The sequence below is a fragment of the Candidatus Dependentiae bacterium genome (genome assembly GCA_026389015.1).
Taxonomy (GTDB): Bacteria; Babelota; Babeliae; order Babelales; family Vermiphilaceae; genus JAPLIR01.
Map to the genome: position 1 here is coordinate 1 of JAPLIR010000005.1, position 11,719 is coordinate 11,719.

The 11,719-nt window shown below is 40.2% G+C and carries 12 protein-coding genes; 6 read left to right on the forward strand and 6 right to left on the reverse strand.

What is annotated here, in order from left to right:
• From NTX86_00080 to NTX86_00105, 6 genes are all read right to left on the reverse strand, one after another.
• Positions 1–1,333, reverse strand: a 1,333-nt coding sequence (locus NTX86_00080) for an ankyrin repeat domain-containing protein (protein ID MCX5921719.1), incomplete at its 3' end; no start/stop codon positions are given.
• A gap of 219 nt (positions 1,334–1,552) precedes the next feature.
• Positions 1,553–2,221 carry a hypothetical protein gene (locus tag NTX86_00085; protein MCX5921720.1) on the reverse strand — a complete coding sequence of 223 codons (669 nt, stop codon included), beginning with the start codon at positions 2,219–2,221 and terminating at the stop codon, positions 1,553–1,555.
• 241 nt (positions 2,222–2,462) lie between these two features.
• Positions 2,463–3,719, reverse strand: coding sequence for an ankyrin repeat domain-containing protein (locus tag NTX86_00090; protein MCX5921721.1), 1,257 nt, complete (start codon positions 3,717–3,719; stop codon positions 2,463–2,465).
• A 1,561-nt stretch (positions 3,720–5,280) separates the two neighbouring features.
• A complete protein-coding gene (locus NTX86_00095; protein ID MCX5921722.1) occupies positions 5,281–5,727 on the reverse strand; it encodes an ankyrin repeat domain-containing protein in 447 nt (148 codons plus the stop codon).
• A gap of 41 nt (positions 5,728–5,768) precedes the next feature.
• On the reverse strand, positions 5,769–5,909 hold the full coding sequence (locus tag NTX86_00100; protein MCX5921723.1) for a hypothetical protein: 141 nt from the start codon (positions 5,907–5,909) through the stop codon (positions 5,769–5,771).
• Between the two features lie 217 nt (positions 5,910–6,126).
• On the reverse strand, positions 6,127–6,564 hold the full coding sequence (locus tag NTX86_00105) for an ankyrin repeat domain-containing protein (protein MCX5921724.1): 438 nt from the start codon (positions 6,562–6,564) through the stop codon (positions 6,127–6,129).
• Positions 6,565–6,970: 406 nt separating this feature from the next.
• On the opposite strand from NTX86_00105, the gene dnaK reads away from it, so the two are divergent.
• The 6 genes from dnaK to NTX86_00135 form a co-directional block, all read left to right on the forward strand.
• Complete coding sequence (gene dnaK / locus NTX86_00110) at positions 6,971–8,860, forward strand: molecular chaperone DnaK (protein MCX5921725.1); 1,890 nt, start codon at positions 6,971–6,973, stop codon at positions 8,858–8,860.
• Between the two features lie 178 nt (positions 8,861–9,038).
• The gene (locus NTX86_00115; GenBank protein ID MCX5921726.1) at positions 9,039–9,893 is read left to right on the forward strand and encodes an ankyrin repeat domain-containing protein; all 855 of its coding nucleotides are present in this window, start codon (positions 9,039–9,041) and stop codon (positions 9,891–9,893) included.
• 98 nt (positions 9,894–9,991) lie between these two features.
• The gene (locus NTX86_00120; protein ID MCX5921727.1) at positions 9,992–10,225 is read left to right on the forward strand and encodes a hypothetical protein; all 234 of its coding nucleotides are present in this window, start codon (positions 9,992–9,994) and stop codon (positions 10,223–10,225) included.
• Complete coding sequence (locus NTX86_00125) at positions 10,225–10,557, forward strand: type II toxin-antitoxin system PemK/MazF family toxin (protein MCX5921728.1); 333 nt, start codon at positions 10,225–10,227, stop codon at positions 10,555–10,557. Before NTX86_00120 ends, NTX86_00125 begins: the two co-directional genes overlap by 1 nt.
• 258 nt (positions 10,558–10,815) lie before the next feature.
• Entirely contained in the window at positions 10,816–11,520 is a 705-nt protein-coding gene (locus NTX86_00130) for a hypothetical protein (GenBank protein MCX5921729.1), read from the forward strand.
• Positions 11,498–11,719 (forward strand): hypothetical protein (locus tag NTX86_00135; protein ID MCX5921730.1); only part of this gene is annotated, 222 nt, incomplete at its 3' end. The genes NTX86_00130 and NTX86_00135, both read left to right, overlap by 23 nt.

Sequence of the window (11,719 nt, forward strand, 5' to 3'; positions counted from 1 at the left end):
CTTTTTGTTCGCGATACTCTTCTAAGGACATGCCAAACTCTTGAGCTTGTTCGTACTCTGAAGGCTCATTGGACATACGAGTAGATAGAGTTTGTGATTTTGCCCCTTTGGCTGCTTCAGTTGCTACAATTTTTTGCAGTAGATCACGCACAAGGTTAAGCACGTTATTACTGCCAGCACGAGTCGATTGATTTAAGATGAATGTTTTTTCTTCTTTTGACAGTTGCGTATATAGCTTCCACGCAAGCAGTGATTCATCAGGATTTAAGTAAAAACCGCTACTTGAGCTTGTTGATTCTAAAAAACTACTAATCGAGGCATCACTTATCCCCTTAGATTTTTCATTCACGATAAAGTGCACGGCATTTGCTATCTTGCGGACATCAAGATCACCTTGTTTATTGGTAACATCATCTTCTTTAAATTCTTTTAGTTCCTTGTCTTCTTGAGAATTACTCTCTTGGGATGCATCTTGTTTGGGCGTATTGGCTCTTCGTTGACGCTCAGAATCTTTAAGCCCCTTGCTTATCTCCTTGTCCTGCGACTGATCGCCGCCTTCACTCGATGTCTTATTTTCTTCTGCTAATTTTTCCAAAAATAGTTTTCTTTTTTCATCTTGATATTTATTAAAAACATCGATCATTTCATATTTATTTTCTGGCAAAGCAATAATATAATTACCAATTATATTACTAAGACCTATTTGATGACCACCAGCACTAGGAAATATCCCACCAATAACTTGTTCTTGACCTTCTTTATCCTCAACAAGGCGTTCGCCAAAAAGCACTCGCTGCATTTCTTCTTTTTGAGATTCTTCTTTAATAAGAATAATTATAGCAGGAAATTTTTTCAGAGTTTGCCTAGAAACACGAACACCAGCTGCAAGCAATTGCGCTACTACCTTGTCATGCCCCTCACGAGCAGCAATCGACAAAGGGGTGCTGCCATCCTGATAAGCTTCATTAACATCAGCACCAGCTGTAAGCAATTGCGCTACTACCTTGTCGCGCCCCCCACGAGCAGCCATCGACAAAGCGGTGCTGCCATCCCGATCAGCTTTATTGACATCAGCACCAGCCGCAAGCAATTGCGCTACTATTTTGTCACTCCCCCACGCAGCAGCCATCGACAAAGGGAAGCTGCCATGCCTATCAGCTGTATTAACATTAGCACCCGCTTTGATTAATTGGGCTGCTACCTTGTCATCCCCCATATAACCAGCAAGAACCAATTGTTCGCTTAATGCTGCTGTATTAGATTCCTGGCTTGCCATCATTACACCGTGCATAAACACCATTGCTAGTATAAATAGCACTAATTGTTTTTTCATTCCTATCTCCTTCTTATCTCCTTAAATGCACTCAATATTTATTGCTCTATGATTAGCATACCAAATACAACCAAACAATTACAATTAGAATATTAAATAAAAGAGAAAGGGGTAAGAAAAACTGCGCTATCTAACCACAAAAGAGACCTTTTCTATAAAATAATAAAGCCCAGCGAACTATTATAGCTCACTGGGCTTTGATATATAATAATTAGTCTTTTAATTAATACAGCAATGACATCCAGATTCTTTCACAACAACATTATCGTCATGGCCGCTTATATCTTGCAACTTTCTTTTGATATCTTGAGATTCATTAATTTGATTGAGCGAAATATTATCAGCATGCGCTGCATATTCACTAATGGTCTTGGTAAAAAAGTCTGCATGATTACCATCACGAGGAAACTTAAAAGCCTCGACCGGCCTTCTGTTTTCATCAATGACTCCAACTTTTACGGTGTCATACAAAACCTTATGTACTTGTTGCTTAAGGCATTGACAGTATTTTTTCTTATATTCATCAATAACGCCAGGCATGCTACGTTCCAGACGTAGCATAGTTTCTTTATCTGTTCTAACGCATGCCTTTAGAAGACGAGCCATGATCTGCGCCTTCTCAGGTTCGCAACCTGGAAACAAATCAACCGAAACATAATCGATGCCGCCACCATGGTACATGTAATCCACATCCTGCATAGTAACCTTAGGACCCCTTTTAAGCAGTCGAGCGACCATATCGCTCTTTGCTTCTACCAATGATTCTTGTTCCATTGACCTTGGCGCTCCTGCAGCTGTCGCCGCTAACCCATAATTCATAGCCCGCATTGATCCTGCAGCGAATATCACATCCATAAACATGACGATTGAGAATAGTTGTTTCTTCATACTATAACCTCTCTATTACTAAGAACTCATTAATTAAGTATACTAACAGAATACAACATATTTGATTCTTGTCAATAGATATTGCATATTAGAAATAAAAAATAGAAGAATCAGGATATTCGAACCCTGAAACCACATATCTCAATAAAAATGCCCGCACGAAAACAAGCTCAAAAAAGATCGCCGGCCTGACATTAAGATTATGGACGCAAAAGGGCCTAAAATTCAGAATCAGTTCTTATTATTTTCCACACGTATGAGGATTTCCGGCGGCAGCAGCTGCAGAGTGCTCATTTTGGCATCCTAAACAAACAGAGCTCGAAGATTCTACGTGGCCCAATCCCATGCTGGAAGAACTATTAGATCGCAACTCAGTCGCTGCAGTAGATGCAGCTTTTTGCTTAAGTCGATCAAGAAACGCTTTTTTCTTTGCTGCTTGATTCGCATTAATATCCTTTAATGATATTGTAGTATCCTTTTTCTCGCCGCTCCCAAACCATCGGGTAAAGAAACCAGGTTCTTCTATTGCGATTTTCAATACCAATGCCTCTTCCAACGATTCAGCATATCCTACTATTATTTTACTCAGTATTTGGCGATGACCGGAGCTAGCACCACCAAGGTTGGCTAATGGTGTACCAGGAATAGACTTACCACTACCATCCAAAACAAGCTTACCCGACTTATCAACTTGCAGAGTATGCCATAGCGCACGGGCTATCATTTCTTGCTGCCTCATGGCAAAGAATTCTTGTTTGATCATAGTAGTTATAAAGGGATATTTTGCAGGACATTTAATAAGCTTCTGATCGACAGATGCACCAGCATCAAATAATGTCTGCACCATCGCCGATAAAACTCGATCGACTCCCGGGCAACCATCTTTACGAAAAATGTCGGACTTTTGAATTTTCATGAAATGCGCTAACATACATGAATCTACCATGCCACTTTCCATATCGCCCTGCGTACAACTATAAATGTCAGATACTTTCATGAGTGCTGTGTAGCCATTCTCATCGCACAGGTCAACATCAGCACCTAATGACACTAATGCCTTCACATTAGCCACCTTGAACCAATCAGCCGATTTCATGAGCGCTGTATTACCATTTTCATTTTGCACGTCAACATCAGCACCCAATGCTACTAATGCCTGCACCGTAGCGGCATTGGCGTATAAAGCAGCCTTATGCAATGCTGTATTGCCATTTTCATTATGACTGCAGAAAATAGCCCGCATAAGCGCCGTCTGACCAGAACCAAAAACTACTCCAACAGCATCGAAACTCAATGTCGCTCCAATATCTTTAGTCACTGCATTAACCTGAGCGCCTCTAGCTATTGCTTTTTTCACACCTTCTATATCATTGCGTTTTATCGCCAATAATAATCTCTTATCTTCTTGTGATTGAAATGTATTTTGCATGGCTTGTATTGGGATACATACAAATAATAATGTCACGAGTGTTGTTGTAAGTATTAATTGTTTATTCATCGCAGAAGACCTTTATTATGCATGCAGTTTAATGAAAATTATTTTGGTGATATAAGACATTATATATCAAAAGCGACCCGAGGTTAATGAATATGGAGAACTAAAAGTCTTGCCTACAATGCCTACAAAAAAACAAGCTCCAAGATTCCACCGGCGCCAGCTTTCCCCTTTCAAGGAAGTTTAAGGGTTTTATTATTAAAGAAGATTTATTATTTTGGTTAACCCTGTGATTTTCAAAACCTCTTCATCACCACTATTAACAGATTTAATATCAGATCTCTTTCGTGTACGCGCATGTGTAGGAGATTAATGTTTATGTCGTGTATTGGTTAGTGAGTGTTTCTATGTAGATGAGAGTACGTGCGATTGGTAAGGTTGGTTATTAATGTTACGCGTATATACATATATAGTCTTATGCGTATAGGCATAAGATTATGTTTTCTTCCTTCTTCTCTTCTTTCTTCTCTTCTTTCTCTTTTTATTTTTATGATAAGTAAGTAACTTATCCGTAGTAGAATATACATAGGAAATATACACAGGTTCTTATTATTATAATTGTTTTTAAATTCCTTATTTGTTTTGTTTGTTCTTCGTAGCTCGAAGAGCGAAGTAGAATTAAAAGGAGAGTAGATACATAATAGTCCTTCCTGTTCTTCGTAGCTCGGAGAGCGAAGTAGAAATATATTAGTAAGGTTTACGTTTGTTATGTGAATATGAGCGCAGCAATGGGTTTTGCAAATCCTCTTGAAGGGTTTGCTCCTTGTTCTTCGAAGCTCTTTGAGCACCGCGCCTCGGCGTAGCTCGTCAGAGCATAGACGGGAAGTGGAATTTACTGCCTGTTCTTCGAAGTTTTACTTCGTTAGGGTTAAGTTATTTAATCTTCAATTCCTTAGATACATCAAATCTTAATAAAAAGAGTCATTAAAGAACGCTTTATGTAAATACTTACCCTTACTCTAGAAACACACGTTCCCAACGAAGGCGACCCCCTCAGACTTCGTTTTAACCCCAAAGAAAAGTCTGAGGGGGGAGACGGAGTGCCGGGGCCGCCCGACGAAGCTGAAAGCGAAGACGGGTCGACCTCGCGCTCCATCTCCCCCCGAAATTCAATACAAAAAAAACACTCAAGAAAGCTGCAGACAGAGACAAGTCGGCCTCCGCACCCTGCCCGTCATAGTTTGCCGAGCCGGCAAGCCCGGATAAACGACGACCGAGTCCGTCCTGCGCCCGCCGTCTTGTCCGCCGCAACCTCGGCGCAGGAGAAAGTCGTGACAAATGCCGGAGCCGCGTCTCGGCGCAACGCGCAAAACAAAGGCAACCACCCTGAAATTCCATACAAAAAAGAGCCCAAAATGAGAACTAAAAACTATCAATTTCCTGATTAAGGATTAATAAAGAATAAGCCTATAAGTTATGCGACACGATGCTCGCGAAACAAGAACAAATCAACACAATCAGTTTTGACAAAAAATTATCAGCGAAAGGACAATCAAAAAAATCTATACACACCACACTCAAGCAGCCACAGGAAGCAATACAGGCCGCACACACATAACGTTCGTTATTTTTTCGTATCAATCTCCGTTGTGTTATTTGAAGTTGGTACAACCTCCCGAGTCAACTCTTTCACCAATGCATCCTGTAAATGCTTCCTAAGAAGATTTTCTAATTCCTTATAATGCTTCTCAGTAGCAATAGATAACGGCGTGTTACCGTTATTATCCATCACATTCGCATCTGCGCCAGCAGCAAGAAGCGCTTTGACTATTGCAATATTATTACTTATGCACGCAATCAATAGCGGCGTCTGACCCTTATTGTTGGACTTATTAACATCTGCACCTAAAGAAAGAAATAGTCGAACTGCCTCAATATTATTGTTAGCTGAAGCAAAAAATAGCGGTGCTACATCATTTTCACCAGCCACATTAACATCCGCCCCTAAAGCAATGAGTAACTTTATCATCTCAATATTATTATAAAAAACCGCGCTTAATAGCGACGTCAAACCATCCTCATCAACACGATTAACATCAATACACGGAATAATTAATTTTTAATATCCCCATTACTAATTGCTTCATCAATAAGCATATATTGCTTTTCAGACGGTTTATCAGACGTCTGGCTTGACCTAATTTGACCAACGGCGCATAAGGCCGCTATGAGTAATATTAACGCTCTTTTCATATCTTTCTCCATTATTATAATAGTAATATTTTTATAGTTTCTCTCTCTATATTAATCTTAGCAGAGATAGGATGATAATTTCAATTAGAAATTATATAAAGCAAGCAAGCCACTATAACAACAACGCTTTACGCGTACTCCACAAGTTTTTTTTAATAACAATTCCGCCCATTACTATGGAACGAAGAACAGAGATACTGAACATCAACAATAATAGTTAGGTCTTGGCGGAATATATCAACATAGTGGAAATCATAAAATGACCGTTACTATGAGCAACATACCAAGGTATTCTACCATAGCTATCAGCCTTATCGACATCAGCGCCCGCCAAAATTAAAAGCTCCACTACGTGCGCATAACCTCTTTCAGCAGCGATAAATAATGGAGTTCTACCATAAATATCAGCTTTGTTTATATTGATATGCGGCTGAGCAAGCAACAGCTCGATAACTTCGACACGATTCCAGTCAGCAGCACGAACCAAAGCATCGGTCGCATTAATATCAATGCCTCGCTCAATAAATTGCCGTACGATCTTAACCATACCCCTCATCGCCTCGTATTCAAATCTTCTATGTAATGCCGCATTGGCCACCAAGGGCCCAGGAATACACGAAGCTAGAAGAATAAACACCACATTGAATCTTCTCATAACCCCCTCCATTAATTAGAACCAGTACGCACTATTTATGCGCATGGTATCAAATCACACGCAGCAATGTTAAATATAATTCTTTTATGCAGGTAAAAATAGACCACAAATCGATGCCCCGCAACGAGAAAAACTCGATAAATCCAAAGGCCAACTGCCCCAAAAAAAGCGAAAACGAACCTGAAAACGTGCAAATTTAACCCGATAAACAGAAAAAAAGGACCTCATATTTCAATATAAAAAAATCTTAGAACATTACAAAAAAAAACCTTAGTCTATACACTAAGATCTTGCGCACATTTACTTGACAGTACGCCATAAAAACCCTATCTTTTATAAAGAAACTACGGATTAAGATCCCCCAAGGAAAAAGCAAAAAATATCACCAAAAAACCGAGGATTTATCATGGCAAAAATTATAGGAATCGATTTAGGAACAACTAACTCCGCAGTCGCATTCATGGAAGGTGGACAACCAAAGATTATCCCTAACAAAGAAGGCGATAACACAACTCCATCAATCGTAGCATTCACCAAAGACGGCAAAAGGCTTGTTGGCGTGCTTGCAAAACGTCAAGCAGTAACCAACCCAGAAAATACCGTGTCTTCAGCAAAGCGCTTTATTGGCCACAAATATTCAGAAGTTAAGAATGAGCTCGGCCACGTTACCTACAAAGTAGCTGGCGATAGCCAAGGCGATGTTGTCATTGAATGCCAAGGCAAACAATACACACCGCAAGAAATCGCTGCAGCAATACTAAGCGAGCTTAAACAAACAGCCGAAAACTATTTGGGCGAAAAAGTAACCCAAGCGGTTATCACGGTTCCTGCATACTTTAACGATGCACAACGCCAAGCAACAAAAGACGCTGGACAAATCGCTGGCTTAGAAGTTAAGCGTATCATCAACGAACCAACCGCAGCAGCACTAGCATACGGCTTTGATAAAAAGAAGAACGGCGTTGTAGCAGTATTTGATTTTGGTGGCGGAACATTCGACGTATCAGTGCTTGAAATCAGCGACGGCGTCATTGAAGTCAAATCAACCAATGGCGACACACATTTGGGTGGCGATGATATCGACATTCAAATTTTGAACTACCTTGTTGACGAATTCAAACGCGAACAAGGCATCGATCTTCGTGCTGATAAAATGGCACTACAACGTTTGAAAGAAGCTGCTGAAAAGGCAAAGAAAGAACTTTCTTCTATGCCAGAAACAGAAATCAACTTACCTTACGTTACTGCTGACGCATCAGGCCCTAAGCACTTGAACATTAAATTGTCTCGTGCAAAACTTGAATCATTATGCTCAGATATTTTCAGACGCTTGCTAGAGCCATGCAAAAAAGCATTAGCTGATGCAAAGCTCTCAGTCAGCCAAATCGACGAAGTAATTTTAGTTGGCGGTTCAACTCGTATTCCAAAAGTACAACAATTGGTAAAAGACTTTTTTGGTAAAGAACCAAATAAATCAGTAAATCCAGACGAAGTTGTAGCTCTAGGCGCAGCACTACAAGGTGGTGTACTAGCTGGCGATGTAACCGATGTACTACTACTTGACGTTACCCCGCTCTCTCTTGGCATCGAAACCATGGGCGGTATTGCAACTAAGTTAATTACCCGCAATACAACCATTCCAACCAAGAAGTCACAAGTCTTTTCAACGGCAGAAGATAGCCAAACAGCTGTGGACATCCGCGTTGTACAAGGCGAACGTGAATTTGCAAAAGACAACAAAACTCTTGGCCAATTCAGACTAGAAGGCATTCCAGCTGCTGCACGTGGCATTCCACAAATCGAAGTAACGTTTGATATCGATGCAAATGGTATTGTGAGTGTGTCTGCTAAAGATAAAGCAACCGGCAAAGAACAGAAGATCACCATATCCGGCGGCACAGGGCTTGATAAAGAAGAAATCGAGCGCATGGTTAACGAAGGCAAATTGCACGAAGAAGAAGATCGCAAAGCACGCGAACTTGTTGAAAAACGCAATAAGCTTGATTCCATGATTCTTGAAATGGAAAAAACCATTAAAGAAAATAAAGAAAAACTTGCCGCAGAAGATGTTACTGCAGCAGAGCAAGGCATCGAAAAAGCAAAAGTAGCACTCAAAGAGCATGCAGAATCTGCTGACGAGCTCCAAAAAGCTACCGATGAATTAATGCAAGCTTCTTATAAAGTTGCAGAATTCCTCTACAAGCAAAAAGGCGGCGACCAAGCTGCAGGCACCGATGCGCACAACGATGAGCCAAAGAAGGACGACCAAGGCCCAATCGACACTGACATCAGCTAATATATTTCTTACAATAAGAAGCCTATCAGGGCGGGAGCAATTCCCGCCCTTTTTTTACTTTCATTAAAATCACCTATTTTTTTATTATTAACACATCGATATTCTACCTATACACCCGCAATCACATAAACAAATAATCAGCTTGATAATTTTAGATCACAGAATGGAAAATATCCCCATGAAGAATACAAACACCACTCTCATTACAGCACTCATCACATTCACCACGCTGTATCATCAACCATTACACACAGGCGCTACCTTTTCTAGCACAAACACAGCAGAAAAAATATTATTAAAAGCAGTTAAAGACAATAACATCCAAGCCGCTAAGCAAGCGGTTAAATCAGGCGCAAATATTAATATCGCTGATAAAAATGGCCTTTCGCCACTTATGCTCGCAATAAAAAATGGCAATCCAGAAATGTTACTAACATTACAAGCCCTAGGAGCGCAAGACAATCAGAGAGGATTGACGGCGGCCATGTACGCTGCTGAACAAGGACAAACGGATTGCCTACGAGCGTTACTCAACAACAAAACAAAAAAAACAGATGCTGCATTAAAGCTTGCAATACAACAAGCGACACTACACCACAAGCTCTACCACAACAACCCCAAATCAATACAAAAATTAGTGACATTAATTCATTGCACAGAAATGCTCAGCAAGCACATGCTTAAACAAAATAACACTCTCTGCATTACAACAAAAGACGGCAAAGCTCTGCATACGATAATCGCAACGTTACCTGAAATAACACATACAGCTAACACAGTAATTATACCAATTCTCCAAAAAGAACTCATGACACATGCAGAATTTCCTAAAGAAGCATGCAGACTCATCGCGGGCTATCTACTAGAAGAAAATAACTACGATCACGAAACACATAAAATTATTGAAGCCTGCGCTCATAAGACAGATGAAGAACGAGAACAAGAATTTGAAGAAACTTATCAAGCAAGGCAACTTTATACGCGCAACCGCTACGAATTCGACAGCACACTCATCTCTCCCACATGGCAATAGAAAGTTACTGATTTTTTTGATCCGATTTGCTTGACTAATATATTAATTATTAATTATTATATTAATAGTGTAATAATTAATATAACTAGGGAGTAAAAATGAAAACAAAAAACATCACCTTCTCTCTGCCCATAGAACTTGTTAGTTTACTGCAAGCATCAGTCGGTAAACGTGAACTGAGCAAGTTTGCAACGCAGGCTATAAAAAAAGCGCTCGAAGAAAAGAATAAAAGCTTAAAATCGGCCTATGCTGCCGCCAATGAAGATCCAGACAGAATACGAGCAATCAAAGACTGGGAGTCTCTGGACAGCGAAAGCGAAGGGTGGGAATAATGACTTTTCCAAAACGCGGCGATGTGTATTGGGTTAACCTAGACCCATCCATTAGCTCAGAAATAAACAAAACTCGGCCAGCACTAATAGTATCCAATAATGCCGGCAATGAGATGAGCCAACGAGTTATCATTGCTCCTATTACATCATCAAAAGGAATGATTTATCCATTTGAAGTAAAAGTCGAAATTAACACAAAACAAGGAAAAATTTTATTAGACCAGGTTCGGTCGATTGATAAAGAGCGCGTGAACAAAAAAATCACCACCCTTGAACTGGATACCATGCTCCTTGTCGACAAAGCGCTCAAAACCGCCCTGGCAATACCCTAAAAAAAGATAGACTCCTACACCACAAATAGGCTTAACCTATTACCAAACAGGGGCTTGCTAACCACGCAGACCCCTTTTTCTTTGTTAACCATAAATAAGTATTGCGCACCACAATAACCACAGCACAGGCCAATTTTGAGCTCAGTACGTTCAAAAAAGATTCTACCACGAGTCAATTATCTTGACAAATAGATAATAATTGTTAAAATATCTAATATAGATCGGCAATATTTTATATTTAACTTTGGGGATTATAACATGACACATACTAAAAAAATTCTATTACTTGCTGTCCTAACCATAGCAGGCAACACTCTACACGCAATGGACCACGATCAAATGCCAAACCAGACAATTCTTAAGCTTTTGATAGAAATAAATAAAACCACGACAATAACACCAATCCTAAGCCCGGCATCAACACCATGCGCACCATCACCACTAAACTTAGGTGAAAGGGCAGTCACACCACCATCAAGCGCATTCACGCCGTTCTCACCTATACATCTTCATCCAACCCCAATGGAACGCTTGAGAGATATGGAACGCTTGAAAGATGAGGAAGCAAAAAGAGAACTAAGACACTCTCGCGCACAAAGGTTAAATCCCACAAGATCATTAAACCTTCCAATGACTCAGCAACTCAATGTACACATAACGATCGCACCACCACATTCCCACAGTCATCGATTACACAGAAGCCCAGTTGCCGAAGAATCATCTGATCTTCGACGTCGCGTACTCATTTCAATGGCAAAAAAAAATCTAGCAGAACAAAGGCTCATGACAGAGCAAAAAAAAATAAACACCATTCTCGCCTTTCAACAATCACAAGAAGAATATAGCATTCTCGATATGATACTACATCAAACAAACCTACCTGGCAGACTTTCTCCAAACATATTGAATCTTATCCAAGAAGACACAGGCGCTCATTCCTATGATAACCAAACCAACCTCTAGAACAATCAATTCATCAGACAACGCATACCCTCTCAATGCCATATCCGAAATAAACACCCCACGCTCTAGAACCAACCCATTGGTAACTGAAGATAAAAACAAGGCTCCTGGCCTTATGCACGAACCTTATAAAAGCCCAGCAAGAATAAACTCCAAAGCACAAGAAAAAAAAGACAAGAAACCAATAGAGATAGAGCCT